This is a genomic window from Desulforhopalus sp. IMCC35007 (genome assembly GCF_005116575.1).
In the GTDB taxonomy this organism is placed as follows: domain Bacteria; phylum Desulfobacterota; class Desulfobulbia; order Desulfobulbales; family Desulfocapsaceae; genus Desulforhopalus_A.
This window is the reverse complement of sequence record NZ_SWCN01000021.1, coordinates 1-26,739: the sequence shown is the minus strand read 5'-3', so window position 1 is coordinate 26,739 and position 26,739 is coordinate 1. Positions and strand designations below refer to the sequence as shown.

29 protein-coding genes are annotated in these 26,739 nt (G+C 46.9%); 15 read left to right on the top strand and 14 right to left on the bottom strand.

What is annotated here, in order from left to right:
- Positions 1-36 precede the first annotated feature (36 nt).
- Together FCL48_RS19040 and FCL48_RS19035 are read left to right on the top strand one after the other, a co-directional pair.
- Positions 37-927 (top strand): ABC transporter permease subunit, encoded by an 891-nt coding sequence (locus FCL48_RS19040; RefSeq protein ID WP_136874593.1) that lies wholly within the window; start codon positions 37-39, stop codon positions 925-927.
- A gap of 5 nt (positions 928-932) precedes the next feature.
- Complete coding sequence (locus FCL48_RS19035; protein WP_136874591.1) at positions 933-1,853, top strand: ABC transporter permease subunit; 921 nt, start codon at positions 933-935, stop codon at positions 1,851-1,853.
- Between the two features lie 43 nt (positions 1,854-1,896).
- Here the strand turns inward: FCL48_RS19035 and FCL48_RS19030 are convergent, their stop codons facing one another.
- The 3 genes from FCL48_RS19030 to FCL48_RS19020 are packed head-to-tail and all read right to left on the bottom strand — an operon-like array spanning position 1,897 to position 4,761.
- Positions 1,897-2,988, bottom strand: coding sequence for a succinylglutamate desuccinylase/aspartoacylase family protein (locus FCL48_RS19030; RefSeq protein WP_136874589.1), 1,092 nt, complete (start codon positions 2,986-2,988; stop codon positions 1,897-1,899).
- Positions 2,981-4,246: a RimK family alpha-L-glutamate ligase gene (locus tag FCL48_RS19025; protein WP_136874587.1), complete on the bottom strand. Its 1,266-nt coding sequence runs from the start codon at positions 4,244-4,246 to the stop codon at positions 2,981-2,983. The genes FCL48_RS19030 and FCL48_RS19025 overlap by 8 nt, the downstream gene beginning before the upstream one ends.
- The gene (locus FCL48_RS19020; RefSeq protein WP_136874585.1) at positions 4,243-4,761 is read right to left on the bottom strand and encodes a RimK/LysX family protein; all 519 of its coding nucleotides are present in this window, start codon (positions 4,759-4,761) and stop codon (positions 4,243-4,245) included. Before FCL48_RS19020 ends, FCL48_RS19025 begins: the two co-directional genes overlap by 4 nt.
- Positions 4,762-5,518: 757 nt before the next feature.
- Here FCL48_RS19020 and glgC point away from each other — a divergent pair.
- From glgC to FCL48_RS19005, 3 genes are all read left to right on the top strand, one after another.
- Complete coding sequence (glgC, locus tag FCL48_RS19015; protein WP_136874583.1) at positions 5,519-6,745, top strand: glucose-1-phosphate adenylyltransferase; 1,227 nt, start codon at positions 5,519-5,521, stop codon at positions 6,743-6,745.
- A 127-nt stretch (positions 6,746-6,872) separates the two neighbouring features.
- Positions 6,873-7,754, top strand: a complete 882-nt coding sequence (locus FCL48_RS19010; protein WP_136874581.1) for a universal stress protein — start codon at positions 6,873-6,875, stop codon at positions 7,752-7,754.
- A 108-nt stretch (positions 7,755-7,862) separates the two neighbouring features.
- The gene (locus FCL48_RS19005) at positions 7,863-8,399 is read left to right on the top strand and encodes a ferritin (RefSeq protein WP_136874579.1); all 537 of its coding nucleotides are present in this window, start codon (positions 7,863-7,865) and stop codon (positions 8,397-8,399) included.
- 168 nt (positions 8,400-8,567) lie between these two features.
- Here FCL48_RS19005 and FCL48_RS19000 read toward each other — a convergent pair whose 3' ends face one another.
- Entirely contained in the window at positions 8,568-9,164 is a 597-nt protein-coding gene (locus FCL48_RS19000) for a DUF2179 domain-containing protein (protein ID WP_136874577.1), read from the bottom strand.
- Positions 9,165-9,647: 483 nt separating this feature from the next.
- On the opposite strand from FCL48_RS19000, the gene FCL48_RS18995 reads away from it, so the two are divergent.
- Genes FCL48_RS18995 through FCL48_RS18985 form a run of 3 tightly spaced genes read left to right on the top strand, consistent with a single transcriptional unit; the run spans position 9,648 to position 11,282 of the window.
- The gene (locus FCL48_RS18995) at positions 9,648-9,929 is read left to right on the top strand and encodes a hypothetical protein (protein WP_136874575.1); all 282 of its coding nucleotides are present in this window, start codon (positions 9,648-9,650) and stop codon (positions 9,927-9,929) included.
- 44 nt (positions 9,930-9,973) lie between these two features.
- Positions 9,974-10,990 carry a DnaJ C-terminal domain-containing protein gene (locus FCL48_RS18990; RefSeq protein ID WP_136874573.1) on the top strand — a complete coding sequence of 339 codons (1,017 nt, stop codon included), beginning with the start codon at positions 9,974-9,976 and terminating at the stop codon, positions 10,988-10,990.
- Positions 10,977-11,282, top strand: coding sequence for a chaperone modulator CbpM (locus FCL48_RS18985; protein ID WP_169309283.1), 306 nt, complete (start codon positions 10,977-10,979; stop codon positions 11,280-11,282). The genes FCL48_RS18990 and FCL48_RS18985 overlap by 14 nt, the downstream gene beginning before the upstream one ends.
- 187 nt (positions 11,283-11,469) lie before the next feature.
- Here the strand turns inward: FCL48_RS18985 and FCL48_RS18980 are convergent, their stop codons facing one another.
- Positions 11,470-12,075, bottom strand: a complete 606-nt coding sequence (locus FCL48_RS18980; RefSeq protein ID WP_136874569.1) for an alpha/beta hydrolase — start codon at positions 12,073-12,075, stop codon at positions 11,470-11,472.
- 166 nt (positions 12,076-12,241) lie between these two features.
- Positions 12,242-12,811: an NnrU family protein gene (locus FCL48_RS18975; RefSeq protein WP_136874567.1), complete on the bottom strand. Its 570-nt coding sequence runs from the start codon at positions 12,809-12,811 to the stop codon at positions 12,242-12,244.
- Between the two features lie 480 nt (positions 12,812-13,291).
- Here FCL48_RS18975 and FCL48_RS18970 point away from each other — a divergent pair, with 480 nt between their 5' ends.
- Positions 13,292-14,506, top strand: a complete 1,215-nt coding sequence (locus FCL48_RS18970) for a TDT family transporter (protein WP_205747768.1) — start codon at positions 13,292-13,294, stop codon at positions 14,504-14,506.
- A gap of 155 nt (positions 14,507-14,661) precedes the next feature.
- Complete coding sequence (gene mtgA / locus FCL48_RS18965; RefSeq protein ID WP_136874565.1) at positions 14,662-15,372, top strand: monofunctional biosynthetic peptidoglycan transglycosylase; 711 nt, start codon at positions 14,662-14,664, stop codon at positions 15,370-15,372.
- 163 nt (positions 15,373-15,535) lie between these two features.
- Here mtgA and FCL48_RS18960 read toward each other — a convergent pair whose 3' ends face one another.
- Positions 15,536-15,862, bottom strand: a complete 327-nt coding sequence (locus FCL48_RS18960) for a YajD family HNH nuclease (protein WP_136874563.1) — start codon at positions 15,860-15,862, stop codon at positions 15,536-15,538.
- A gap of 369 nt (positions 15,863-16,231) precedes the next feature.
- On the opposite strand from FCL48_RS18960, the gene FCL48_RS18955 reads away from it, so the two are divergent.
- Positions 16,232-17,905, top strand: a complete 1,674-nt coding sequence (locus tag FCL48_RS18955) for a thiamine pyrophosphate-binding protein (protein WP_136874561.1) — start codon at positions 16,232-16,234, stop codon at positions 17,903-17,905.
- Between the two features lie 126 nt (positions 17,906-18,031).
- On the opposite strand, the gene FCL48_RS18950 is transcribed toward FCL48_RS18955, so the two are convergent.
- From FCL48_RS18950 to FCL48_RS18930, 5 genes are all read right to left on the bottom strand, one after another.
- Positions 18,032-18,328 (bottom strand): hypothetical protein, encoded by a 297-nt coding sequence (locus tag FCL48_RS18950; RefSeq protein ID WP_136874559.1) that lies wholly within the window; start codon positions 18,326-18,328, stop codon positions 18,032-18,034.
- A gap of 37 nt (positions 18,329-18,365) precedes the next feature.
- Entirely contained in the window at positions 18,366-19,142 is a 777-nt protein-coding gene (locus FCL48_RS18945) for an SHOCT domain-containing protein (protein ID WP_136874557.1), read from the bottom strand.
- Between the two features lie 360 nt (positions 19,143-19,502).
- Positions 19,503-20,768, bottom strand: a complete 1,266-nt coding sequence (locus tag FCL48_RS18940; RefSeq protein ID WP_136874555.1) for a putative sensor domain DACNV-containing protein — start codon at positions 20,766-20,768, stop codon at positions 19,503-19,505.
- Positions 20,769-21,050: 282 nt separating this feature from the next.
- Positions 21,051-21,482 (bottom strand): GNAT family N-acetyltransferase, encoded by a 432-nt coding sequence (locus FCL48_RS18935; RefSeq protein WP_136874553.1) that lies wholly within the window; start codon positions 21,480-21,482, stop codon positions 21,051-21,053.
- Between the two features lie 98 nt (positions 21,483-21,580).
- Positions 21,581-21,910 (bottom strand): DUF2489 domain-containing protein, encoded by a 330-nt coding sequence (locus FCL48_RS18930; protein WP_205747767.1) that lies wholly within the window; start codon positions 21,908-21,910, stop codon positions 21,581-21,583.
- A gap of 705 nt (positions 21,911-22,615) precedes the next feature.
- Here FCL48_RS18930 and FCL48_RS18925 point away from each other — a divergent pair.
- The 4 genes from FCL48_RS18925 (at position 22,616) to FCL48_RS18910 (ending at position 24,659) form a co-directional block, all read left to right on the top strand.
- A complete protein-coding gene (locus tag FCL48_RS18925) occupies positions 22,616-22,825 on the top strand; it encodes a hypothetical protein (RefSeq protein ID WP_136874549.1) in 210 nt (69 codons plus the stop codon).
- A gap of 7 nt (positions 22,826-22,832) precedes the next feature.
- Positions 22,833-23,231, top strand: coding sequence for a CBS domain-containing protein (locus FCL48_RS18920; protein ID WP_136874547.1), 399 nt, complete (start codon positions 22,833-22,835; stop codon positions 23,229-23,231).
- A gap of 1 nt (position 23,232) precedes the next feature.
- Entirely contained in the window at positions 23,233-23,769 is a 537-nt protein-coding gene (locus FCL48_RS18915; protein WP_136874545.1) for an HPP family protein, read from the top strand.
- Positions 23,770-24,140: 371 nt separating this feature from the next.
- A complete protein-coding gene (locus tag FCL48_RS18910; protein WP_136874543.1) occupies positions 24,141-24,659 on the top strand; it encodes a hypothetical protein in 519 nt (172 codons plus the stop codon).
- Between the two features lie 64 nt (positions 24,660-24,723).
- On the opposite strand, the gene FCL48_RS18905 is transcribed toward FCL48_RS18910, so the two are convergent.
- Together FCL48_RS18905 and FCL48_RS18900 are read right to left on the bottom strand one after the other, a co-directional pair.
- Entirely contained in the window at positions 24,724-25,815 is a 1,092-nt protein-coding gene (locus tag FCL48_RS18905) for an FAD-dependent oxidoreductase (protein WP_136874541.1), read from the bottom strand.
- Positions 25,815-26,498, bottom strand: a complete 684-nt coding sequence (locus tag FCL48_RS18900; RefSeq protein ID WP_136874539.1) for an SDR family NAD(P)-dependent oxidoreductase — start codon at positions 26,496-26,498, stop codon at positions 25,815-25,817. Before FCL48_RS18900 ends, FCL48_RS18905 begins: the two co-directional genes overlap by 1 nt.
- Positions 26,499-26,739: the final 241 nt, after the last annotated feature.

The window sequence follows — 26,739 nt, the reverse complement described above, 5'->3', positions numbered from 1 at the left end:
CCTGACATCAAGGGGACTCTTACTGAGTCAAAAGATATGATTAAACGATCAACGTTCAAAGCTTCATATCTGCCATATCTGCTGATACTGCCCCAGGTTATCATTACTCTGACTTTTTTTTACTGGCCGGCGGTGCAAGGACTCCTCCAGTCCTTTCTTCTCAGCGATCCATTTGGCAGGAGCAGTAAATTTGTCTGGTTCTATAATTACATAGAAATCTTCACAGACCCTTTATACCTGAAATCCATTCTCATAACATTTACATTCAGTCTTGCCGTAGCATCCGTCTCTATAGCTTTTGGTCTTTTCATTGCGACCATGGCAAACCGGGCGCTCAAAGCAACCGCACTGGTAAGAACACTGTTGATCTGGCCCTACGCAGTTGCACCTGCAATTTCAGGGATCCTCTGGCTCTTTCTTCTCCATCCTTCATACGGCATTGTAGCACTTGCGATCAAGTCATGGTTTGGGGTGGACTGGAATCCGGTCCTCAAAGGAGGCGATGCCATGGTAATGATTACCATCGCCGCCGCCTGGAAACAGATCAGTTATAATTTCGTGTTTTTCATGGCTGGCCTTCAGGCAGTGCCAAAGTCTCTTATTGAAGCGGCGGCAATTGACGGGGCGAGCCCACTGAAAAGATTCTGGGCTATTACCTTTCCCCTGCTGTCACCGACGTTCTTCTTTTTGTCGGTCATGAATATTATCTATTCTTTTTTTGAGACCTTTGGTGTGATCCATACAGTGACCCAGGGTGGCCCTGGAGGCTCTACAAACATCCTTGTATATAAAGTATATCAGGACGGCTTTGTCGGTCTTAACCTCGGTTCGTCTTCGGCGCAATCCGTTGTACTCATGTCCCTGATCGTAATTATTACGGTTCTACAGTTTAAATACGTTGAGAAAAAGGTCCAATATACTGGTTAGGCGCTATGGTTGAAAAAACACCCATTTTAGATACTTTCACTTACATTTTTTTGATGGTTGGTATCCTCATCGTTGGATTTCCAATGATTTACAGCCTGATTGCCGCAACACTTCCATTGGAAGAGGTGTCCAAGGTTCCCATGCCGCTCATACCGGGTGATCAGTTTATCACCAACATGACAGAGGCCTGGTCAAGGGGAAACCTCGGCAATCAGATCTTCAACTCCTTTGTGATGGCAACTGGAATTACCTTTGGCAAAATCGCCATCTCCATTATCGGTGCATTTTCCATTGTCTACTTTGACTACCGTTTAAGAGTTGTGGCTTTTGCCTCGGTTTTCTGTACCCTGATGCTACCGGTTGAAGTACGAATTATGCCAACCTATGAAGTTGCCGCCAACGTGCTCGGACCAATGCAGGCCACCTGGGACTTTCTCCATCTCAACGGCCTGGTCAGCTGGTTTACCGGCAATGATTTTGAGTTGAACCTCAACTGGTCACTGCTCGACAGCTATACCGGTCTGATTCTGCCACTCGTGGCCTCGGCCACCTGTACCTTCTTATTCAGACAGTTCTTTCTAACCGTCCCGGAAGAACTCTGCGAGGCGGCCAAGATGGATGGCGCCAGCGCTATGACGTTTTTCAGAAAGATACTCCTGCCGCTCTCAACGACAAACATTGCAGCGCTTATCGTGATCGAGTTTGTCTACGGCTACAACCAGTATCTCTGGCCTCTGCTCATTACCACCAATCCGGACATGACCACGGCCGTCATCGGCCTGCAGGACCTTATTCCCCAGGCAGATGATCTGCCCGAATGGAATGTGGCCTTGAGTGCCGCCCTCCTTGTCATGCTCCCTCCTGTTATGGTGGTGCTGTCGATGCAGCGCTGGTTTGTAAAAGGACTTATAGAAAAAGAGAAGTGATGTGCTTCTGGTGATTTCCCGGATTCCCGGGAAATCACTTTTTTTACTGTTTTCCTGCCACCTCAGAAGGCTCGACAACCAGCAAACTCGATCCCAGTTCTTCCAGTACCTGTTGCTCAAGACCCTGTTTTTTTTCGCGCAGCTTTGTAAGGGTAGCAGGACAATATCTCTGGGGCAATTCACCAAGATGACAGATAGGTTCGCCGGGACTAATAGATGGCAGACTAGTCATACCCATAACCACTCCATTAAAAGGCGCGTACAGTCGGCCTTGTTCCGCACCTAGTAGCGTCGTATTTGTCGTCAAGGTTTGCCCTTTTTCGACCAAATCACCCGGTTGGATATGAAAATGCAGGAAGCCACCGTGTTCCGCCCGTATCCACTTCGATTTCTCTATGATGATTTGATACGGTGGCGCCTCTGAAACAGTATCCAGCATTTTTAGTTTACAAAGGATGTTTTTAATGCCTCGAACCGTTGTCTCAACGATTCCCGGCTCAACTTTCCATATTTCACCACCTTCCATAATAATGGTCGGGCAGCCGGCTTTTGTCGCTTCCCGGCGCAATGAACCTTTGGGACCTTCCCCATTCATTATCAATTCTGTGCCAAATACCTCGGCGATGCTGCGGACCTCCTGATTCTTCAGATCACCTCGAATGGTCGGGTAGTTGGTACGACGAACAGAGGCGGTATGCAGATCGATTCCATAGTCGCATCGCATGACAATCTCGTTGAAAATTGTATACGCCATCCGGCTGGCAAGACTTCCATCAGCCGTCCCTGGAAATGAGCGGTTCAGGTCACGGCGATCCGGCAAATAACGTGAATGGCGATCAAAGGCTGGCAGATTGAGAACAGGCACAAGAATAAGAGCGCCTCTGAGTAACTGAAGATCGTTATCCAGGATTATCTGGCGTACAGCCCCGCAGCCATTGATTTCATCCCCGTGCAACGCCGCCGTCACAAAGACCACAGGTCCATCTTCTATGGCTCGTTTAATATGCAGCTGAATCTGTACTGTCATGCCGCTGTAACTTTCACCAACGGCCAGGCTGACATCACGTGATTCACCCGGTTCAATGTGTTCACCAAACCAATCTGCAATTGATTTTTTCATTCTGGGTTTATTCATGCTCATTGCCCGTTTTTTCAGCAGGGATTGCTATGGGTTCCACTTTCCCCGTTTCTTTATAAACCTCATCTGCTACAGGTAAATCGGGAAGCCCTTTCACCTTCGGCCGTCTCTTACGACGAACCGTTGCAGGCGTCATATCACGCATCAGATCGAGCTTACCAAAACAGAGGAGACGGTCACCTGCCAGTAATTCGCGATTCGCTCGCGGATTAGGTATCACTTTTGTGTGGCGATGCAGGGTCAAGACAACGATATCTTTTGCCCGCAAACCGGACTCGAGAATCGTCGTACCAATATATTCAGAACCTTCAGGGATATGTATTTCTGCAACACCATAACCACTGCTGACGGTGAGCCGTTGCCTGAGGTCTATCTCCGGAAAATTCACCTGGGCTGCTAAATAATCTATGATGGCACCGGCAATATCCAGTTGAGTGCAACCTTCTATGCCTTCAAGCCCCGGGGAAGAATTAACTTCCATGATTTGAGGACCATCTTTCCCCTCTAGAAGATCGACACCCGCCACACGAAGTCCAAGAATCTGGGCTGCCCGCACCGCAGTTTCCCTGTACACTTCATCGAGGATGACGGGTTCTGTCACTCCACCTCTGTGGACATTACTGCGAAATTCCTGCCCCTGGGCCACACGGCGCATTGCACCAACAACCCGGTCACCGACAACAAATGCACGGATATCTCTGCCCTTGCTTTCTTTGACAAACTTCTGAATCAGAACACTCTGTTTCTGGCTCTGCAACAACTCGACAATACCTGCTGCAGTACTGATTGAATTGGCCAGGATCACACCTATACCCTGTGTTCCTTCAATTAATTTAATAACAACAGGAGCACCACCAACCCGTGCTATTGCAGGAAGAACATCTTTTTTATCTCTGACAAATGTCGTCTGAGGAATCCCAATATGATGTCGACTGAGTATTTGTAAACTCCGCAGTTTATCTCTTGAACTCAAAATACTGGCGGATGAGTTGGCACAAAACACATCCATTTGCTCAAACTGACGTACCACCGCAGTACCATAATAGGTAACCGATGCACCAATTCTAGGTAACACAGCATCGTAAAGCGAAAGGCGTTTCTGCCGGTAATACAGATCCGGGGCCCCCTCTTCGAGATCAATGGCAAACTTGAGAGTATTGAGGACTTTAACATTATGGCCACGTTGGATCGCTGCTTCGCGAAGCCTCCGAGTGCTGTAGCTTTTCGGACTGCATGAGAGGATAGCAAGTTTCATTGGGTTCCTTCAAATTCTGATTCGGGCTTATTTTTCTGAGATCTGCTGATTTTTTTTCGGCCCTTGGGTTTGCCCCCGTAATACGAGTTGCCACCATCGACTAAAAATCGTCCACGGAAGGCCTCGCGACCGAGCAACATCCTAAACCCCATTTCGTCTCGACTGGCAAGAGTTAATTCAACCGGCCATCGGTTCCCCAGTAACTCTACTTCGGTAATAATAACCGGTCGCATTTTGGCCACACCGCTCGAACTTTTAACCGACCGGAATTCAAACACCTCAGCTTCCACGACAACAGTCTTCGCAATCGAACGCTGAACCGGTTGAACCTTAAAGCGTACCCACTGCGCCCCGTCTCGTTCAAAGACCTTCAGGTCATGGGCGTGTAAAGATGACGACCGCGCACCAGAGTCTACCTTCACCTTAATCGAGTTTATATCCATTGCAGGAAGCGCAACCCATTCCCGCCAGCCTATTACGGGCAGAACTGGTGGGTTTTTTATTCTTTTGCTCATCTGGCACCCTCACCTCTGACATATTATTCTTCTAAATTTCAGATCTTAACCTATTCTATAGTTATGGTAATCAATATTATACTACTCCAGTATTAGCAAGAGATGCTAACAGATCTGGCAAGGAGGTTATTTTCCGGAACCCGAGGCCCTTTCTCAGAATCTGCCCGAAATTGGCACCCGCTGCTTCCCCTGTAATGCTGGCATGTTACCTCACTGAAGATCACAAATAGATGGATACTCCCTCAAATGGATTACCGACACTGTAGCTGTCGGCTATACTCTTGGACCAACAGAAAGAGGCGAAAAAGAACGAATGAGTTCATTGCAGATATTAGGTTGACCAAACAGGAACAGTCGTACCCGCCAATCTCCTTGATTGCGGGGTGAGCTTTACAAAGTCAGAGAAAATGTTGGCACACACCAGCCCTGCCTTCGACACGACCACAAGAGTCTTTCATTAATGACTCTCTCACTACTCTGGAAGACATCTCCGATTCTGTCCGTTTAGAAAAAGGAAATATAATGCCACCTGGAAGATTCTTCAGGGGACTGGAAGTTGTCTTAAAATGGGATTGTTAATATTTTCCCGCCGCCTTTGCAGGAGGTTTTACTGTTTTTACAACCTGATAAGGTGAAGCGTATTGCGTAAACTACGGTGTATCGGTTAACCTTGAGAAGGGAGAAGATCAAGACACGGAAGAATTCACCTTGAGCATTCAACGTGAATGTTACCAAAAAAACTGTAACAGACAAAAGCATGAAGACACTCAACCAAACTATGACCTTCATTCTGGCCGGAGGCGCTGGCTCCAGGCTTTCTCCTTTAACCTCAAATCGGTCAAAACCTTCGGTGCCTTTTGGTGGCAGTTACCGAATCATAGATTTTACCCTGACCAATTGCCTCCACTCCGGTCTGCATAAAATTCTGGTTCTGACCCAATACAAATCCCACTCCCTGAACAAGCATCTTCGGGACGGCTGGTCGATTTTTAATCCGGAACTGGGAACCTATATCACACCTGTCCCCGCCCAGATGAATTCTGGAGACGATTGGTATAAGGGGACAGCGGACGCAATATATCAGAATCTGAATTTACTGGAACGGAGTAACTCTCAATACGTACTGATTCTCTCCGGTGACCATATCTACAGGATGGACTATGCGGCGATGCTCGAGTCCCACCTGAAAACGGCTGCTGACGTAACCATTGCCTGCATGGAAGTGCCGGTTGAGGATGCCAAAGCCTTTGGAGTGGTTGTCACGAAAGAGGACGGCCAGATTATCGCCTTTGAAGAAAAACCCCAGGCACCGACCACTCTGCCAAACAATCCTGACAAGGCACTTGCATCCATGGGGCTGTATATCTTTTCCGCTGAACTGCTCACCGAGGTTCTCAGGGACGATCACATAAACAACGACTCGGGCCATGATTTCGGCAAGGATATTCTACCTCTGCTCATTGAAGATAAAAACGTCAAGGCATATACCTTTGGCGATACACAGGGCAGGGTCAGTCAGGATCGCTATTGGCGGGACGTGGGTACAATAGACGCCTATTACCAGGCGAACATGGACCTGCTGGAACCCCTGCCTCAGCTGGACATCTACCAGAAAGACTGGACGATACGATCCTATCAGCCACAAAGCCCTCCGGCGCGAACAACATCTGGAAATTCCGGATCAGACGGTTCCCTGGTCAACTCCATCCTGGCTAGTGGAGTTGTCATATCGGGAGGCCATGTCCGCCACAGTATTTTATTTCAAAACATCCATATCGAGGACAATGCCGTCATTGCAAACTCCATCATTTTTGGTGATGTTCATGTCGGGGCCGGGGCCATGCTGCGCAACTGTATTGTGGACAAGAATGTGAAAATCCCCGATGGTGAAAGAATCGGTTATGATGAAGCACAGGACCGAAAGCGGTTTACAATTTCCGAACACGGGATTGTTGTGGTCCCTAAAGACTATGTTTTCACCTGACAGCAAAAGAACAGGTCAGCCAGGGCAATGTACAAGAATCGATGCACAGGAATTTTCTTTATGCTGAGAAGGGTAACCGCTCATCTGGCGATTTGCCAAAGGTCACTATCTATAAGGGGATTACATCATGGAAAGACATTTTCTTGCTACCATAAGTAACGAAATTGATCATCTTTCTGGTGTTCGTTTTCTTTGTACCTTTTTCAATACTATTTCTAACAAGCGTTTCACAATTTTTCATATTTACCCAAAAGACAACCCCCAAAAGGCTCCTCCCTCCTTCCCCGAAAAATCAGAATCATCGGACGAAACCGCCACGGTCAGCACTGACTTTGACCCGCGACTGTCAATTCAAAAGGCGCAACAATTACTGACGGATCGCAGTGTACCTCCTGAGAATATCGTCATAAAAACAGTCCCTGAAAAAGCAGGTAAGGTTAAAGACATCCTCGCCGAATGTGCACAGGGGCATTATGATGCAATTGTTCTCGGAAGACGTGCATCATATCTCCTGCAATGGATGTTTGACCGTCCCTCTGATGAAACGTTTCAGGCAATGATCCGGGAAAGCAGCTGCGTATCCCCATTCTGGATATGTCCAGACACCGACCCGAAGCGAAGAAATGTTCTTCTCTGTATAGATGGCTCAGAAAACTGCTACCGGGCCGTTGCCCATGTTGGTTCCATCCTCGCACGTCAGGACCAGCACACGATCACTCTTTTATATGTCGAAAAAAATCTGGACATCGATTGTGTTGCCTTTTTTGAAAAAGCCACATCGATCCTGCTGAGCCATAAAATCAATGCAAAACGTATTAACCGCTCTGTGGTTTGGGGCTTATCGGTCTCAGGCACAATCCTGGCAGAATCGGCCAAAGAGAGCTATGCCGTAGTTGCAATTGGCCTGGGTGGCCGCAAAAATGAAACCGGAGGAGGCAGAATCGCGGGTCCAACAGCCATAAAACTCATAAGTAAACTCGAGAAGACCTCACTCTGGTGCTGCCCATAGACTTGTGTTTATTATTGCTCAAACTATCAGTTGCATACGGCGCAGAGACTGCTTAATTGTATAAACGTCTTACGATCATCAAACATACAACTACAAAAAGAGGACCCCATGATAAAAACGGAAATGGCTGCAGCCCTTAACGAGCAGATCAATAAAGAAATGTATTCGGCATACCTTTATATGTCGATGTCCGCATATTCAAACAAAATTGGACTCAAAGGCTTTGCTAACTGGTTTATGGTGCAGTACCACGAAGAAATGTACCACGCAATGAAGCTCTATGAATACGTTCAGCGTCAGGGAGAAGATGTCAAACTGGAAGCCCTGGCTACCCCGCCAGCCTCATTTGAGTCTGCCCTTGATATGTTTACTCAGACTTTAACCCATGAGAGATATATCACCCAATCCATCAATGACCTTATGGATCTTGCCCAATCCTTAAAGGATCATGCCACCCAGATTTTTCTCGAATGGTATGTTACCGAGCAGGTGGAGGAAGAAGAAAATGACAATGATATCATCCAGCAGCTCAACCTCATCGGAAGTAACCCTCATGGCTTGTTGATGCTTGACCGCGATCTGTCGAGCCGAATGACCACAGTGCCAACTGATTTCAGTAAAGGTGTTGAAGCGGCGGCGGCCTGATACGATCCACCCCGCAAAACCGAGAACAGCCTGGCCCATGCCTGGCGTTGATCAGATTATTTTTTGTGTTCCACACCAAAACTCATCCCATCTTTATGAAGAAGTTGGGATGAGTTCACCATCAAATCAGGTACAACACAGTGGCCCTTAGGTATAAATCTTAGGTCATTATTTCCGATTGTGACGCTGACGCCAGCCCCCCAGTGGGGTCATGACAGGTTTTAACACCTTACTCACGTCTCTAGCCTGCTCGATGACATAAAACGCATCCCTGTCAATCGTATAGAGATGAGGAATCATCCATTTCAGATCTCGCCTGCGACAGGCGAGAAACAGCTGGTGAACCGGACCGTTTCTACCTTCACCATGAAAAACTGTAACCGGCTGGCCCATATCACGAAACGCTTTGGCCATCACCTGGCCGTTATTGATGGAGAAGATTTTGAGAATGATCATGCCAAAGGCGAGTCGCTTTTCTACAAGAATTCCAACAACGTTACCCGTTGCATAACCAAAAGAATAGAAAAACACCAGTACAGGAAATTCGCTTACCCGTTGTATCACCGTACTGATTACCGTAATCCAGATGGTCACCTCAAAAACAGCCAGGAAGAATGCCACCCAGGTCCTCCCCTGAACCGTCACAATGGTTCTCACCGTGCCAATAGCAACATCAAAAATGCGAGCGACGAAGACCATGACCCCTGTCGCTAAAACAGCAGGGTCAGCGACTGCGAGTAAATCTGTAAAAGTCGGAAATGCCATTTTTTGCCTCTTTCAGGTAGCTGTCAATCTAAATCAGTACTATTGATTATGCCGCTCTAAAACAGCACTCATCCATTTTCATAACGTACAAATCTGAATTATAAAAGTTTTTTATCTTCTGTATTCCTCTGAATGTACAACTATCCACCCCCCTTTATCTGCCTTTTTAAAAAATCTCCTCTACAGGATCCCTCTGCGGCAAAAACCGCCCTTTCTATTGGTATTCTTTCGTTTCAGTACCATTTGTCTTTGGTTACAATCTCTCGAGCTAAAACAAATGTACTGTGATCACCTTATCCGATCTCCTCAAGACATTACCTCCTTCGTTCCATTAATTTGTTATTAATGCCCCCCGGAATATCTGGACAAGCATTTATAACAACTTACTATTTAGTATACATATTATGACAAAGGCGACATCGTACATGACGAACCCAACAGTCATGTCGCCAGTTGGTCAATCGTCATCCAACGAGGTGATTTATGGAAATGAAAGATGAATTTACCAGGATGCTGGACAAGCTCAAAACCGAGCGGGATGAACTAAAGCTCAAACTGCACCTTGCCTCAATGGAAGGTAAGCAAGAGTTTGAAGAAGCTGAAAAAAAGTGGCAGCATTTAAAGATGAAAGTAGCTGATGTGAACGACAATCTGGCAAAAACCACTAGCGAACTGATATCTTCCACCAAAATAATAGGAGAAGAGTTACAGCAGACATATCAACGCATTGCCAAAAGGTTACAAAAAGAAAACGACGATAACTGATCGGATCCCCGCAAACAAGAGACTTGAAATGAGACAATACGCACATGGAATTTAAAGATTATTACAAGATACTCGGTGTTGCAAAAGATGCGTCCAAAGATGATATTCAACGTGCCTATAAAAAACTGGCCCGTAAACATCACCCAGATGTGAGCAAAGCTCCCGACGCAGAGGTAAGGTTTAAAGAGATCAATGAAGCCCAGGAGGTATTGAAAGACCCGGAAAAACGAAAACTCTACGACCTGTACGGTAAAGACTGGGAGAGAGGCGGACAACAGCCACCACCCCATTGGAACGCAAGGAAGGACCGGGGCCGGACCGGGGGCCCCCATTCTCAGTCATTTCGATATGGCGGCGGAGAAAGTTTTGGCAACGCGGAGGATTTCAGTGACTTTTTCAACAATTTATTTGGGGGTGGTTTCTCTCAACAGTCCGCAGGGCCAAAACAGAGCAGGCATTTTGACGTACCGGGAGAGTCCCGGGAAGCTGAGATACAGGTTGGTCTTGCCGAGGTTTTCCATGGGGCGACAAGAACCATTACCTTTCAGATTTTTGAGGCAGGCGCAGACGGCCAGCTGGAAGCAAAAGAGAAAACCCTGCAGGTAAAAATACCACGGGGAGTAACAAGTGGCTCAGTCATCAGGCTGGCCGGGCAGGGCGGCAAAGGTATTGGCAGAGGTGCGGCAGGCGATCTCCTGCTTAGAATCCTCATCGCACCTGACCCCAGATTTCATATCGTTGAACATGATTTATACACATCCGTGTCAATCTCCCCATGGGAAGCCGCGCTTGGTGCAAAAATTCCAGTAAGCACTGTTGATGGTTCAATAAGCCTTACCATCCCCCCCGGAACTCAGAACGGCAGAAAATTTCGCCTGCGGGGAAAAGGCATACCAAAGAAGAAATCAGGTGCCGGAGACATTATTATTGAAGTTGAAATTCGGGTTCCAGCTTCACTCAGTGATGAAGAAAAACGTCTCTTTAAAGAGCTTCAGAAGACTTCAAGCTACAACCCACGCGAGGAAAGTAGACAAAGGGCAAAATATCATGAAAAGATATGATTTGGTCATTTATGGGCAACACATCGAAGACAGACTCATAACCCTTAACGAACTTGCCCGGCTTGTCGGTCTTCATCCTGAGAAACTGCGCAGGTATATCGTTCTTGGTCTGATCGACCCGGATGTGGAGCAACCTGAGCCGTTGTTTGAAGACAGCATTGTTGCCCGGGTTTGCAAAATTGAACGACTCAAAAACGACCTTGGGCTTAACCTCGCCGGCTGTGGTCTTGTTATGGATCTCCTTGAGAGAATCACCCAACTCGAGGAACAGTTGAGAAGCTTACAAAGGTAAAACCATTAACTGAGCTTTTCCAGCCTTTCAAAATCGGTAGATAATCCAGGTACTGTCCACCCTGCCCGGTCTTCCATGCAAGGAGGACGTGCCTGTGGCACCTTCTGTCTGTCTCAACCCAAGAGAAGTACTCCCCTTAACCATACCGACACTGGATTGTTACCGTGCCCGCAGGGGGCTGAGCAATCTACTTTTTAACGCACCACTCTACAATTGGGTCAATCCATTCCCGGTAGGGTTGATAGATCAAGCCATGGCCGAGGTTAAGATTGAGGACAATCTTGTTAAATTTCCCAAGCCCGGCAGAGCGCTGAAAATATAAATCCGGGGTAATTGACAGTGTATCGGAACTGTCATGAATGGAAAGAACATTCCCATAGAGTTGTAGATTGTTATCGACCAGACATTTTTCAAACAACCCGGCCAGAAAGACGTACTGTATTTTCTGTTCCCTCAGCATGGAGGAGATATAGGCAGCGATAATCCCACCTTTTGAAGCTCCCACGACAATGATATTTTCCGGCGGAACCTTGTTTGCCATGAGTTTTTTGATCTGGGAGACAATATTTTCGGCATAGCCCTTCACCTCGGTGCCTTTTTCCCGAGCCTCACTTATCACGACGAAACCTTCTTTCGCCAGTTCTTCCAGGATAAGCTGGTACTCATAATATCCGTGTTCTTCACTCTTGGGCCGGATGCCAGCCACCTCAACGATCAGCCCATGAAGATAAAAGAGATACTGTACTGAGGGGTCTGGGGTATCCGGTACTAAAGTAAAGATCTTGTTCTTCATAACTTGCCTCTGCTTTTCCTGTTTGAAAATATCTGCACTTCCTCTTACCAGCTGATGGATGTGTTCTCAGGGAGCCGTACAAAAGCAGTCTCCCCTCTGGTCTTCTGAAAATATCAAAATCATTCGAGCTGACGATACCTCATTGGAGAGAGCCCCATCTTTTTGTTTACAATAGAGCAACACCAAAGAAGATTTCATGGAGCCAAAAAACAAACATCACATAAAGGCCAAGACCGAAAACACATGCAATAATATCGTTGAAATGTGAATATGGCGCGCCTGGAACGGGACGAGCCTGGCGACGCCCTATTGATACAAGATCTACAACAGCCCAGGCCAGAAACGAACCAAATAAAATAACATTCACCTGTGACCCATTGGACAACAGATGCGCCCCTGCCCAGAGGATGGTCGCAAGCAGCATGGGATGTTTGGTTGCCGTTTTAATGCGCCCCGGGAAATAGGCTGCAATCAGAAGGGAAAAAACGGGAAGAAAGAGCAGCATCGAAAAATATTGCAGCCACTGAGGGGGTGAATAGAGTAATGCGCTCTCATAGCGAACAACTGCATATCCCCGAACAAGTAGTGCAAAACCACAAATTGACACGAGTGCATATACTCCCTTCCAGGGCAGCCCTCCAACTTTTTCCACGATGCGATTTCTCCATGAATCATTGACAATAGAAATGCAGTGAATTCCCAAAAAGAGAAAAAGTCCCAGCAAGAATATAATCATCTATCTATCCCCGATTTGTCGTTGTTGATCCCATAGTACGGATGGCTTAACCCAAGAAACGTATCCGTTCCTGCCCGTATAAGAGCAGTTTAAACCTTTTTGAGGTATATTTTAGAATCAGTCTATTAATATAAAACTATTTTTCTATTTGGCTTTTAAAATATTTTCCACCACTACCAACGACACTCGCTGTTATCTCGGACCAACACCAGCGTATCCTGACCTGACGTACAAACTGACAAAGATGTTCGGATGACAAGTGAGCTTTTCAGTATTAAATTTGCAGCGTCTCATAAGACGTGACATTGAGACAGAACAGCTCAGTAATGCAAAGAATGGCCCTCCTCCCGAGTCAACAGCAGATGCGACTGTTGTATACTGAACACGAGAGTTACATGAATAAAAAATGTGGTCCCCTCCTGCAAACAGTGACGTCGCCCAATAATTAATAGAACCAGAATCATTAGCATAGGAAAAACATTGAACCACGAACAAAAAAACACGAACGTTAAGGGGCTCTGGTGGAAACGATTTTTTTACACTGTTACCGGGGCAACAAATGACTTTGAATTAGGCCCTAACTGGTTTGCCTCAGTTATGGGCACAGGAATTATAGCCAATGCATCGGCTACATTGCCGCTATTTTCAGACAGGCTCCACTTCTTTGCGCTTCTCATCTGGTGCCTTGCGTCCCTCATGCTCACCGGCCTTATGGTTGCTACCTTTATCTTCTTTTTACAGGGGCGCGGGGCATGGGCCAGGCATTTCAGCGATCCGATGATGGCACAATTTTATGGGGCGCCCCCCATGGCAATGCTGACCATTGCCGGAGGGGCGTTCTTACTGGGAGAGACAATAATCGGCCAGAACCTTGCCTATACAATAGCCTGGTTTCTGTGGTTTTTCGGCACTATAGCAGGTCTTGCATCTGCTATTGTCATCCCCTATCGCCTGTTTACAAAATTCAAAGTGCGGCAAGACTCAGCATTCGGTGGCTGGCTCATGCCTGTTGTTCCCCCTATGGTCTCGGCGACAATCGGCGCAATGCTCGTACCTACCGCCCCTGAAGGCGTGCTTCGGGAAACAATGTTTTACCTCTGTTTTTCCATGTTCGGCCTCAGTTTCTTTGCCGCCATGATTATCATTTCAATGATCTGGAGCCGACTGGCCCATCACGGCACATCCGGTACTTCCCGGGTTCCAACCCTATGGATTGTTCTGGGCCCCTTGGGCCAATCCATGACAGCGGCTGGAGTCCTTGGTAACGTTGCCGCAGGCGCACTACCTTCGCATATTGCAGGCGCTTTTAAACTTTTTGCGGTGCTGTACAGTGTACCTGTTTTTGGATTTGTCCTGCTCTGGACCTGCCTTGCAACGCTTTTAACGATCAGGGCTCACCGTCGACAAATGCGATTTGCCCTCACCTATTGGGCCTTCACATTTCCCGTTGGTACCTGTGTCACTGGAATTGCCTTGCTCTTCCACCATACAGGGCTTCCGCTGTTTGCCTGGGCCAGCCTCTTCTTTTACACCGGCCTGCTGATAGCCTGGGCAGTCGCGGCCTTTGGCACCACAAAAGGCATGATAACAGGCTATCTCTTTCGACCACCAGTACAAAGTACGCCAGTCATCTCCGTCAAAGAATCACAGTTCACAGGTGACATTCTCGATGATGACAGCAAATCTGGAAACTGAGGTTTTCATCCGCATTAGTACATTAGGTGGAAAGAAGAAACCGGTTATGTTAGCCTGTATTGGCATTTAACAAAGATGGCACAGGTGGTTTGGAGTAGTATTATTTTTACTGAATTGAGGTGTTTGACAATGTCTGGAGCTTTTGAATTGTATCAATGAGGACACGCCGGCGCAGTACATTTTTCTATCGATTTATCTTCAAGCCGCTTCTCTGGTTTATTGCCGCGTCCTGCATGGGAGTGCTCCTGTTTCGCTGGCTCCCGGTACCTTTTACGCCCCTTATGCTGATAAGAGCCGGCCAGCAGGTATCAAAAGGCAACACCGTCCGTATGGAGCACAAATGGGTACCGATTGAGAAAATCTCTACCAACCTTCAGCTTGCGGTGGTTTGCAGTGAAGATCAGAAGTTTTCTTCCCATTTCGGGTTTGATTTCGACGCCATAAAGCAGGCCGTAGCCGATTCAAACCAGAAGAAAAAACGTCTGCGAGGTGCAAGTACAATCTCTCAACAAACGGCAAAAAATGTTTTTCTCTGGCCGGGAAGAAACTGGATTCGCAAGGGTCTGGAGAGCTGGTTCACTGTTTTAATCGAACTGTTCTGGAGTAAAGAGCGGATTCTTGAAGTATATCTCAACAGCATTGAGATGGGTGACGGCATCTACGGCGCTGAAGCGGCCTCACGTCACTGGTTCCACACCGGAGCCAACAATCTCAGCAGATCTCAATCGGCGGCGTTAGCGGCGATTCTCCCCAGTCCTTTAAATTACAATCCAATCAAACCAAGTAGCTACCTGCAGTCGAGAATAAGCTGGATTCGCATGCAGATGCAACAACTTGGCCGCTGGAATCGTAAGTCACGGGGTTAATTCTTAGATTTTAGAACCAGGCCCTGCTGAACCCAAATGAGCCTCTGGCCTTCAACGATTCATTGATGCGATGCTCAACAAACGCCACATTCAAGCCGTGCAATTACACTTTGAATAAACGCCTCACGGACAGTCTCAAGGCAGGGAGTTGCCTCTTCTTTTCTTACTCCTTTCCTTCACTCTTGCCAGATTTACGCAACAGGTTCTTCAGATCAGCGAATGGTGAGTGTGTGGTTCTTGCCCCCTTCTCATTGTCTTGATTTTCAGTAGGCAACCACTCAGCGTCGAGCAAGCGCGAATGCTCGTTATCATGACAATAGATACATAATAGCTCCCAATTACTGCCGTCGGGCGGGTTGTTTTTATAATTATGGTCTTTGTGGTGAACCGTTAACTCCTTCAACTTTTTACCTGTAAAATCACGACCACAATTTGCACAGACCCATGGAAGGATCTTCAAAGCTTGCTCTCGGTATTCAACTTTTTTCATTCTTCTCTTCTCCACTGTAATTCACTTAAAACCTCATATAATATGCCATTTCCATCTTTTCTTCACAATAATGAGAAGCGTATCAGCAATATTAATCTCTTTTTTAGATTCGAGCATTACGCAGTGTCTCAGGAGTCTCAATTTCAAGCGTGAATGTAACGTCCTGATATACTACTGCGGATTCGCTAGAATGTCTTAAAACCTCTGGAAAAATTGAAGCAGTTGATTGCTAGAGGTATTGACTTATTTCTTGACTCCAGCATCCATTGGCTTAGGGTACTTGAATAATTATGTATTTCACTCAGCCTGAGAATAGAATATGAACGTTCCAGGACATTTTTACCTGCCATCATTAAGAGGAGTTTGCTTATGAAATCACCTATCAAACGTAACGGTGCCAAAATTCTACTTGAAGCTCTTGAAACTGAAGGTGTGGAGTATATTTTCGGAAACCCTGGCACAACCGAACTCCCTCTCATAGACGCTCTCATCGATAACCCAAACATCAAATACATATGGGCCCTGCAGGAGGCGAGCGTTGTGGCGATGGCCGATGGCTACGCCAAAGCATCAGGGAAACCCGGATTTGTTAATTTACATACTGCCGGCGGACTGGGACATGGCCTGGGTAACCTGCTTAACGCCTTTACCTCTGGAACACCCCTCGTTGTTACCGCAGGACAACAGGATTCCCGGCACGCCATAACCGATCCTCTTTTGCAGGGAGATCTCGTCTCCATTGCCGCCCCCGCAGTAAAATGGGCAAGGGAAATCAATACTCCGGATCAGATTCCGGTTCTGATCCGCCGGGCCTTTCAAGATAGCCTGGCGCCCCCATCCAGACCGGTATTTCTATCCCTGCCAATGGATGTGATGGAAGCGAAAAGTGACGTTGAAATACCAGATATTTCCCACGTGGATCGGCGCCCTGTAGCCGGTTCACTTCCCAAACTCGCAGAGGAACTGAGCCGCAGAGATCCCGGGAAAATAGCCATCATAGCCGGTGATGAAATTTCATTTAATGATGCCCATAAAGAGGTTGTTGAACTGGCTGAAATACTTGCCGCACCGGTATTTGGCTCATCCTGGCCTGCCCATATTCCCTATCCAACCAGTCATTATCTCTGGCAGGGCAATCTACCAACCAAGGCTTCAGCCATCGCCGAACAAATGAAAGGATTTGATTGTATCTTTGCCCTTGGCGGCAAATCGTTTATCACCATCCTCTACTCTGAGGCCTCAGCCCTTCCCGACGGTTGTGAACTGTTTCAACTCTCTGTTGATGGGAGTGACCTGGGCAGAACCTACTCGTCCACACTCTCCGTGGTAGGTGATATTCAATTCTCTCTGAAAGAATTAAACAAATTATTGCAAGAAAAAGTGGCAGACAGGGCAGACGCCTACGAGGCAACAAGGAAAACTGCAGAAAAAACGTTTATACAGCGAAAAGAAGAACTGCACAGAAAAACCGATGCACTCCAGAGCAACGAGGTCATTCATCCAATAGTGGCGGCGCGGGCTCTCACCGAAGGTATTGGTCCTGACACCCCCATTGTCGATGAAGCCATAGCCACAGCAAGCTATCTTCGCCAATTTCTGAAAAACAACTCAACCCGTCAATATTCATTTTTGCGTGGTGGGGCACTCGGCTGGGGCATGCCGGCTGCCGTTGGGTTTTCACTTGGAATTGGCAGAAAACCTGTGGTCTCCCTTGTCGGAGACGGTGCCGCGATGTATTCGCCCCAGGCTTTATGGACAGCAGTGTATGAAAAGCTTCCCGTGACCTTTATTGTAATTAATAATCTTGAGTACAATATTTTGAAAAATTTTATGCGCTCTCAGGCCCATTACACCTCAGCGCAGACCGGAAAATTCATTGCCATGGACCTCAATAATCCGCCCATAGATTTCATAGCATTGGCCCAATCCATGGGGATGCCCGGTCAGAAGATCACAAAAGCAAATGAGATTCGGGAAAAAGTGCGCTGCGCTATTGCCACCGGGAAACCGAACCTCATAGAAATCATCATAAGCACGGAATAGTCAGCAACATAATGTACGCGCCCCCCTCCGCTGCAAGAGGAAGGAGCGCGAATTGTACATAGACGCGCAGTTACTGGCAGGACTGCCTGTAAAGAATAAAAACTACGGTATTCCGGCAACGCTTGATCACTCAGATCTATGCCAGTAATAAAATTTTGCCTGAATTCCTCCGGATTGAGCGGCCTGATATTCGGCTAATTCTTCAACTCCCAGCCCTTCTATCCGTTCCGGAGTGAGCAGGTAACCGTCCTTTTCCACTGGAGACTCCCAACGCTCGGCGTTCAGGAACTCCAGTGCCCTATTTCTTGCTTCATCAATATCGGCTGACACCACCCATAGATGAGCCACTGCCCTGGAAACGTGAGAAATTACTGGGTTTTCACGCTGCGGCTCTACTTCAAAAATAAAATAATACGACTCCATACAAACCTCAAAGATAGTTCTCCCTCTGGAGGGGTGCTCAAATACGGGCAAGTAACTCTGCCTTCTTCGAATTAAAATCCTGTTCGGTGATAGCGCCTGCATCGCGCAATTTCGCCAGCTCGCCAATAAGACTAATTATTTCATTGGTTGATTTCTGGGATGGTATATTGCTGGAAATTTGATTGTTCTCAGTACGAGACGCTGTGTTGCCAACCGGCTCGCTTACCGCAGGTTCAACAAAGTTTGTTTGCGGAGGCGGTGTCCCTGCACCAGGACCAGAAATAATGGGTAGCTGATTAACGGACACCGTGCCGAACTGACTGGTAAAGGTGAGAGAGGTATTGCCTCCCTGTTGCTGACTGACGCCGCCAATATTGTGGTTAAGGGTATCGTAGACAGTCACTTGTCCGTTCTGTTCCACCGCCAGCTTTCCAGGGAAAACAGCGTAGCGGATATTATTCTGGCCGCCACTGCTAAACGGGGTACCGCACTCAGCCGGCCACCACTGATTGCTGCCCGGAGTACCCGCCGGTATGACGGGAAAGATCTGCAGGGTGGCCAGTGCTCTGGAAAGTTCCGAGCAAAGGTTATCCACGGTCATCTTCAGGCCATGATTAAACATGTCACCGACCATGGTCATGCCCCCACGCATCCATTGCCCGGACCCGCCCAACTCTGGACAATTAAATTGTGCCATGCCGCCCCCGCCATTATTTACAGCTATGAGCATATGAATAACTGCATCGTTACTCAGGCGGTAGCGATGAGAAAGATCATTGACGAGGTTCATTCCTTCGGGGGTAAGCTTTTGCATTGACTGTCCTGTATGTGTAAGATTTTGAATATACCGTAGTGCAGATAGACCAGACTATTGCCTCGAGGTTGTCGATTTAACGAGGCTTCAGAAGGCCTGCTACAGTGGGCAATTGAGATATAAGGCCAAAAGGCACATGCCCTGGTATTCTGCTCTGACCATAATGGGTATTATTACAGAATATAGCTATGTTTACTTTCATAAAAATATTCCATATCTTCCCTATGTTCTCTGGAGTGTGGCCTGCGGAGGTTGCTATGGCGTGGTTGGACGACAAAAAATCAGCCAACACTCAAGCTCCAGATTGAGTTCTTCTTTTCAAACTTCAAATAACATTTGCCCGTCCGAGCTCATGTTTTTTTACAACAGATCCATTTCCGTAAACAGGGAGTAACTCCACAGAGCAGCCCCCAGTCCGTCAGGGATAACGGCCAATTCGCCCTGCCGAATAACGATAAGGTCTCGGGTCTCGGGGTCAGAGGACATAAAGGAAACATGACCATCTTGAGATACAACAATGGCAACGGCCCCCGGTTGGGCATTGGCAAAATGGGCCGCTGACTGGTGTCTGGTTCCGCCCAGATCCATGAGGCTTACTGTTCTGCCGCTATCGTCCTCTACCAGTTTATACGCGCGTATATTTGTCAAAGGAGTCTGGTTCTGGGCAGAAGTTATTTTCGCGCCAAAACAATAGACAAAGCGGTCAAAAGACATGACCAGCGCACCATCTACGGCAGTAAGCCTTGCAATATGTTTACACTGCTGATCTAACTGGTGCCCCAGACGTTCAAGATGCTCTCTTTCCGCAGTTGTTTTATTCTGGGTTGCAGCGCTGAAGAAATTTTTAACGCTGCCAATCAAAGAAGGTTTTTTCGTCACATCGTAATCACTTTCAAGAAAAACGGCCCCGCCTGTATAGGGAACAGGGATATCTATCGAACTCTGCCACTCGCCATCCTCAGGGACCACCAGCAGGGTTCCTCCTCTACCATGTGCACGCATCTGTCTTGAGATGCTCAAGAGAGACATATACCGCATCAGGTAGAGTATCTTGTCTTTCTGATTATCCTTTGGTGATGAGAATTTAGGTATGATTGTTCTTATCAAGGAAGAGTGATCGATAAAAAACGCCTCATTGCCAGACAGGGCCGCAAGGGTTTTTCCTCCAAACGTTATCAACACGCTCCCGGGTGCCATCGCTTCGACACAGAGATTGGGGATAAGGGTTTTGACAGATCGGGTCCTAAACCCCCAGACAACTAATTTTCCTGTTTCGTCTGGCCAGACAGAGATATCAGCCCGCGGATTTTCAAGCGCTGCACCGAGTTTTACAAGGTGATTGACATCAAAACTGATGGGCTTGTCGAAGATGAAGGTATCAAAGGAGTCTTCTTCCGGACTGAGAATGATAGATATAGTCACAGAATTGCCTTCATCGGTTGCAAAACTGGCCCAGACAGCAGCGTCGATGATTTGTGAAATAAGTTTTTGCGAGGGAATTAAAGTAATATTCTGAAAAAGACTGCCAATGATTGTGGTTGGCGTTGTTGATTTAATCAACAGATGAATACGTTTTGATAATTCCTCAATGAATCCGGGATTCAAGGTATAAGCAGTGTGGATCATAGGGTGTGGCGATATGCTGATCGTTGCTAAAGGGTTAGTGTATCCTGGCCCCAATAGGGTGGGTAAATGGTAGCCAAATGTTATTGAAAATCATTGCTGAACAAGTGATTTACCGGGAAATGATACAAACTAAGGACACCGTAACCAGAGGCTTGCGCTAGTCAACATATTTCAAATCAGTCCTTCAAGAATTCTGGGGAAATTTTTTACTTGGTACACAAACGAGGAATTCACCGGCGAACCTCAGCGAGTCTGCATTAACCCGCTTGTTACCCGCATTATTTATATTTTTTTCTTAAATGCGCAGTATTCGTCTGTTGAGTAGCCAAGTTTTTTGTAGAAATTTTGTGATTCTTCTCGATCAGTATCAGTGATGAGCATGATGTATGAGCAGTTTAATTCTTTCGCCTTTTTCTCTGCTGCTTCCATCAAATTGGTGCCTATACCACTGCCTCTTATATCCTTCTCTACGATAAAATCTTCAATAACCATGAATGATTTGCACTGGCCAAAGTACATTTCACAAATATATGCCATTAATGTGCCAAGTAATTTACCGTTTTCTTTAGCGACTAGAGCTATGTGGTTTTGGTTGTTTCGATTTCTCTCAAAAACTGCTTCCATCTTTTGAATGGATACTTCGTTTGGAATCAATTGTTGGTATAATTCACTAAGCCCTTTTAAATCAGTTTTTTCTAGATTTGAGATTTGCACTTTAGTGTGTTCTTGATGGGTAACGCCTCAATAATGGGCCGGAAAACCGCGCAGCGGTTTGGAGGTCCAGCCCCGAAGGGGCGACATTGATTGACTTGTTAAGCATTGAACCTTGCCACGATAGATTTACACTCGGACAAAGAGACTTCCTTTGCCCACTTAATAGATTGCTGAATTTCTGGCTCATGCCGATCAAGAGCTTCTTGCGACCAAAATTGCCTTGGAGCACCGATTGGCAAATGATCGACTTCCGAAGAGACCCCGGTGAACGCCAGAAAGTCTTTGTCATCTTCAGGTAGGCCAACCTCAAACCTAAGTGAGGATAGCTCAATGGCTCCCTCTAAATAGTGAATAGAGCCATCAAGCATTCCGCTCGCCACGTTGGCGGCACGCTTACGTTGTTTCTCGATATATTCTTCGTGGCTCATTTTCATAGGACGCTTAACAAGTAATTATACAGATCTGCATAACATGCGTTTTGTAAGGTTACCCAGAAGAACAGCATATTAGGCAAGGGTTTTGATAGTATCTGACGATACGTCACGTACCATTAATTGAACTTCAACATACAGCCACTACACCATCACCGGCGAAAATTTCCAGGGACAGTATCGTTGACTGTCGATCGTGTATAACCCTCGTGGATACTGCCCCAGGTAATTTACAATCAGTTATCCTTCATAACCGCTCGTTTTTTATCCATTAAGGCTTTTTGGCTGGCTGTTTATCAGCCTTTTTCTTGTCTTTCTGGCCCTGCTTCTGGTTGCTTTGTTTCTGACTTTTTTCCTTATCTTTCCGTCCACCCTTGTCGCCCATAACCTTTCTCCTTTTTTGTTAAGAAAATAGATTTTTATGCATTTAAAAGGAGTCATATCTATGCCTGACTCCATCAAAACAGCTTACACCTTGTTGGTGTAAACAGCAAAACCATTCACACGCATTAGGCCTTACATTTAGAAGAAAAAGGATGCGACCGATCTTGAAATAATTTTCCTGCAACAGGCTGAATTGATGTAGGTCAATTAGCTTTTGTTGCCATTTTGCTTTATTGCACGATCGTAAATGTTTAATGGGATAAAGCACACCAGAAAATTATCAAAAAAATCAACCAATAACCAATGCGGGAGAAGCCAATGTTAGAAGACAATAACAGCCCAATACGTCCACCGGATATTTCGGAGCAGGATATTATGTCAGCCATGGGGGCTCTTCAGGGTTATATCGATATCACTCCAGGCGATTTCAAGCAAATCTATCAGGTTGCCTATAAAATGGCTATTACACGCCTGCTCAATACCATGACAGCGACTCAACTGATGACAAAAAAACGTACTGCTCATTGAGCAGACAATGCCACTTGTCCAGGCGGCGACTCTGCTTGCTGACAATAAAATAACAGGTGCTCCTGTGGTGGATCAGCGAAAAAAGATTGTTGGTATTGTCTCCGAAAAGGATTTTTTAAGAGAGATGGGCTTTACCTTCAACCCTTCTTTTATGCAAATCGCCACCCATTGTCTGCATGACAAGAGCTGCATGATCAAAAATCTGCACAGGAAAACAGTGGCTGACATCGTGACCAAACCTGCTGTCAGCGGAACTCCAGAGATGACCATTGGCACCATTTCGACTATTTTTACCCATCAGAAGATTAATCGGCTGCCCATTGTAAACAAAGAGGGACTGATCGTCGGGATCGTTACCCGTACCGACCTGGCCCGGGCATTCCACGTTTTCACAGAGGGGCTATAACATGAACTTCCTGGAAAAGATGAAAGGCAGTGGTCAAAGCCCTCCTGCGGTTGGTCTGGTCGAGATTATCTGGTCCTGGCTTGGCAGCTTTTTAGGCATTGCTGCGATTTCCATTATTCACTACAAAATATTAAACGGCACCGATCTGGCGATGATCATCGGCTCATTTGGTGCATCTGCAGTACTTATCTACGGGGCTCCCCGCAGTCCTCTGGCTCAACCAAGAAACCTGATTGGCGGACATATCCTCTCTGCCATTGTTGGTGTGACCGCGTACCAGCTCTTTGGCGGTGAGATGTGGCTAGCGGCCTCTCTTGCGGTTTCAACCTCTATCGCTTTGATGCATCTGACCAGAACGCTTCACCCTCCCGGGGGCGCTACAGCATTGATAGCAGTCATTGGCGGTACTGGAATTCACAACCTGGGCTATCTTTATGTGTTGATCCCTGTAGCAGTTGGGGCCGCTATTATGCTGCTCATCGCTCTGATCGTCAACAATATTGCAAAATCAAGACGCTACCCGGAGTTCTGGCTGTAAAGATGACGCTTGCGATATTTCTACACCTCTTGGGCGTCCTTGTTCTGGACAAGGCGTGAATATAAACCCGCTTCCGGACATCTCTCATGCAGTGGCATATGTCGCCCATTTCGATTCTGTCGATGGTGCCAGTATAACTGTATACCTGAGTCGCTCCGGGAACAGGATGCTCCAATAAATCTGTTGTTTATTGCGAATAAATTAATACCTTAGATAGACAGGCAGATGTTCTCACAACAAGGCACTGTACCGATTTTATCTTCGGTCGTGCCTTTCCCCTCACGAGGATGAGAGCGTTCGGAAGTCTTGAAAGTCTTAATGGCTTTGCAGCCCAGAGGTAACGTTGCCCCACCTCAACCACGAGGAGTCCCATGACTGAAAAATTGCAAGCTATTCGTAAGATCAGCAATAGATTGGCGATTGCGCTGACGCTTCTGGTACTTGTCATAATCGCTGGTGCATTTTTGACATATAACAGCACCCAATTCAAGTTTGTCACTGCACCGATTGCAGCATTCTCGGCGGGAATTATCGGCGGCTTTGTCGGCTTGCAGAGACGTCTGAAAGTAATGTCAGAAGATGATCTGGAGCTGCTGGCGAATTCGTGGGTATATGTCTGCCTGTCGCCTCTGGTTGGGGGAATTCTCGCGGTCGTGCTCTACGTACTGTTTATTTCAAATCTTATAACCGGAGACATCTTTCCTCAATTTCTTCCTGATACCAAAGAGCTCGATCCATCTGCTTCCCACCAGGGATTCGCAGAAATTTTTGCCGTTCATGGCCAATCGGTAGATTACGCAAAGATGATGTTCTGGTCTTTTGTCGCCGGTTTCTCTGAAAGGTTCGTAACCGACATTATCAGTAAATTTGAGAATGCTCCCGGCCCTTGAACTACGGCCCAAAAAGTAGCATCCCCGTCAAGAGCCCCTGCCCTTTGCTGGGTTTTTCCCATTTTCAGGGCCACGGTGGAAGAGTTTGTATTGCTGTCTCAACTGCCATCAGCGCTCCCTCAAGATACCCTGCTTCAAATTGCGCAAATTCACTGGCGACAAGATGCACCTTCAGTTCTTCAAGCTCTTTTTCGTGCTGTTCCATATCAAAGGAACAATGCCGGGGTGGTTCCAGAGCATCGAGCTCCGTTGCAACCCATATGTCCTGTGCCCAATCTTCGACGTGGGTCGCCGCAGCGTTTAAAGCATCAAGACCAAAGATCGTTCCAAGCTGTTCCAGGCATTGCGCAGTGAGCTGTTGCCTGGAGAGTTGAGCCCTGGACGCACTGGAGACGCCGATAAAACCAAACAGGGCAAAACCAGATCCTGCTGAGCAAGAGGCGTCATGGATTTCCACCAACGGGCCAACATGGCTGAATGCCTGTCCTGCCAGTCCTTTTTTTCTCCAGAATGGCTCTTTATATACAGCGATAAATTTTGCCTGACCGGCCATCCAGGTCTGCTCTGCCTGCAAGGCCTTAACAAGACCCTCTGACATGTAGGCCTCCGGTGTTAGATATTTTACAATCAGGCGTGGTGGTACAGCGAGGATCATTCGGTTTGCAGAAAAATTTTGTTCCAACCCTCTACAGACAGTTGTCACCTGCCACTTTTTACCCGATTTTCTCACGACCGTCACAGGATGCTCAGTTTTTATTTTGGTCTGTTCCAGTTGTCCTGCAAGAGCGCTCACCAGCTGCTTCACACCTCCTGTCACCCGGCAGGAGGTCATTGTCCCCGCGTCGTTTTGTATACGAAAGGAAGCTTCATCCGGACGCCGCTGAACAAGGGTGTCTCCTGTTGAGTATTGCTCAAACCACTCAACCTGTAACCGAGCGAGTAACTGTTTCATCAACGTCTGATGCGGCCAGAACCATGTAGGACCAAGATCAATACAGACATCAGAACCGGGGGCAACCGGGTACCCGGTAATACGCCCGCCAAACTCCGGCTTTGCCTCAAGAAGCAGATAGGGAATCTTTAAATCCTGTAATCTCAAAGCGGCGAACAATCCGGATAGACCTCCGCCAATTACAATCGTATCAGTTTCAATCATTAGAATTTTTCCGTGCTGGGTCGTATATCCAGCTCATGGGTCCAGGTGCTTTCAGGCTGCTGGCAGAGTTGCCAGTAACATTCTGCTATATGCTGAGGGTCTAACATCTTTTCAACAGGCAGGCGGTGTAATTCGCGGCTCCTCTCTGTATTAATGATCCCATCAACCAGAACATGGGCGACATGCACGCCTAAGTTTTGATATTGCCTTGCAAGTGATTGGACAAGCCCTCGCAAAGCAAATTTGGCGGAGCTAAAGGCACTGAAGTTATTGCCTCCCCTGATGCTTGCTGTGGCACCGGTAAAAATAGCCGTTCCTCCCTTTACAGCCATAAGTGGCAACAACTCTTTCGACAGGATAAAAGCCGACAATGCTATAGCCTTCCAGCATTGTTCGAACTGCTCCACCGTCGTTTCTTGAAAAGGAGCGATTACAAGCTCTGCTGCGTTATGGATGAAGACATCGGGAGCACGAAGGGCTAACTGAGTCTGCGCCAGAGCCTCTCTCACCTGGTTTTGGTCGGACAGATCAACGTTCATCTGCAAAATTTCTTTTCTGACCTTGTTATTTACCGATCGGTTAAAGCCAATGACCTGATAGTCTTTTGCCAAAAAATAATGTGCCAACGCAGTCCCCAGGCCCTCGCCCATCCCACCGATGAAAACTATTTTCTCCTGACCCATTTCCAACCCTCCAGGCGGTTATAAAAGTTCCAACCCCGATGAACGGGATAATTACCTTCACCAAATTCATTCATAAAAAAACAAGAGATGAGCGCAGACGTCGAATGAATTTCTAAGGTACTGATATGGTTGACACTGTCAATAATAAACAGTTATCCATTGCCTCTTTTTTCGCCGGGTTTCCCGGCGCTTGCAAAAAGGTTAATCAACATCTTTCCAGTTCATGGCCAGAGACGGGGTC

Bases quoted from the DNA above. Each gene is read 5' to 3' on its own strand.
- FCL48_RS18925 (WP_136874549.1), top strand. From the start codon at position 22,616: ATGTTAGAAGACAATAACAGCCCAATACGTCCACCGGATATTTCGGAG.
- FCL48_RS19040 (WP_136874593.1), top strand. From the start codon at position 37: ATGATTAAACGATCAACGTTCAAAGCTTCATATCTGCCATATCTGCTG.
- FCL48_RS18990 (WP_136874573.1), top strand. From the start codon at position 9,974: ATGGAATTTAAAGATTATTACAAGATACTCGGTGTTGCAAAAGATGCG.
- FCL48_RS18980 (WP_136874569.1), bottom strand. From the start codon at position 12,075: ATGAAGAACAAGATCTTTACTTTAGTACCGGATACCCCAGACCCCTCA.
- FCL48_RS19030 (WP_136874589.1), bottom strand. From the start codon at position 2,988: ATGAATAAACCCAGAATGAAAAAATCAATTGCAGATTGGTTTGGTGAA.
- FCL48_RS18995 (WP_136874575.1), top strand. From the start codon at position 9,648: ATGGAAATGAAAGATGAATTTACCAGGATGCTGGACAAGCTCAAAACC.
- FCL48_RS18930 (WP_205747767.1), bottom strand. From the start codon at position 21,910: ATGAGCCACGAAGAATATATCGAGAAACAACGTAAGCGTGCCGCCAAC.
- FCL48_RS18915 (WP_136874545.1), top strand. From the start codon at position 23,233: ATGAACTTCCTGGAAAAGATGAAAGGCAGTGGTCAAAGCCCTCCTGCG.
- FCL48_RS18920 (WP_136874547.1), top strand. From the start codon at position 22,833: ATGCCACTTGTCCAGGCGGCGACTCTGCTTGCTGACAATAAAATAACA.
- FCL48_RS18945 (WP_136874557.1), bottom strand. From the start codon at position 19,142: ATGCAAAAGCTTACCCCCGAAGGAATGAACCTCGTCAATGATCTTTCT.
- FCL48_RS18905 (WP_136874541.1), bottom strand. From the start codon at position 25,815: ATGATTGAAACTGATACGATTGTAATTGGCGGAGGTCTATCCGGATTG.
- FCL48_RS19025 (WP_136874587.1), bottom strand. From the start codon at position 4,246: ATGAAACTTGCTATCCTCTCATGCAGTCCGAAAAGCTACAGCACTCGG.
- glgC (WP_136874583.1), top strand. From the start codon at position 5,519: ATGAAGACACTCAACCAAACTATGACCTTCATTCTGGCCGGAGGCGCT.
- FCL48_RS18900 (WP_136874539.1), bottom strand. From the start codon at position 26,498: ATGGGTCAGGAGAAAATAGTTTTCATCGGTGGGATGGGCGAGGGCCTG.
- FCL48_RS19010 (WP_136874581.1), top strand. From the start codon at position 6,873: ATGGAAAGACATTTTCTTGCTACCATAAGTAACGAAATTGATCATCTT.
- FCL48_RS19005 (WP_136874579.1), top strand. From the start codon at position 7,863: ATGATAAAAACGGAAATGGCTGCAGCCCTTAACGAGCAGATCAATAAA.
- FCL48_RS19020 (WP_136874585.1), bottom strand. From the start codon at position 4,761: ATGAGCAAAAGAATAAAAAACCCACCAGTTCTGCCCGTAATAGGCTGG.
- FCL48_RS19035 (WP_136874591.1), top strand. From the start codon at position 933: ATGGTTGAAAAAACACCCATTTTAGATACTTTCACTTACATTTTTTTG.
- FCL48_RS18950 (WP_136874559.1), bottom strand. From the start codon at position 18,328: ATGGAGTCGTATTATTTTATTTTTGAAGTAGAGCCGCAGCGTGAAAAC.
- FCL48_RS18975 (WP_136874567.1), bottom strand. From the start codon at position 12,811: ATGATTATATTCTTGCTGGGACTTTTTCTCTTTTTGGGAATTCACTGC.
- FCL48_RS19000 (WP_136874577.1), bottom strand. From the start codon at position 9,164: ATGGCATTTCCGACTTTTACAGATTTACTCGCAGTCGCTGACCCTGCT.
- FCL48_RS18910 (WP_136874543.1), top strand. From the start codon at position 24,141: ATGACTGAAAAATTGCAAGCTATTCGTAAGATCAGCAATAGATTGGCG.
- FCL48_RS18940 (WP_136874555.1), bottom strand. From the start codon at position 20,768: ATGATCCACACTGCTTATACCTTGAATCCCGGATTCATTGAGGAATTA.
- FCL48_RS18955 (WP_136874561.1), top strand. From the start codon at position 16,232: ATGAAATCACCTATCAAACGTAACGGTGCCAAAATTCTACTTGAAGCT.
- mtgA (WP_136874565.1), top strand. From the start codon at position 14,662: ATGAGGACACGCCGGCGCAGTACATTTTTCTATCGATTTATCTTCAAG.
- FCL48_RS18985 (WP_169309283.1), top strand. From the start codon at position 10,977: ATGAAAAGATATGATTTGGTCATTTATGGGCAACACATCGAAGACAGA.
- FCL48_RS18960 (WP_136874563.1), bottom strand. From the start codon at position 15,862: ATGAAAAAAGTTGAATACCGAGAGCAAGCTTTGAAGATCCTTCCATGG.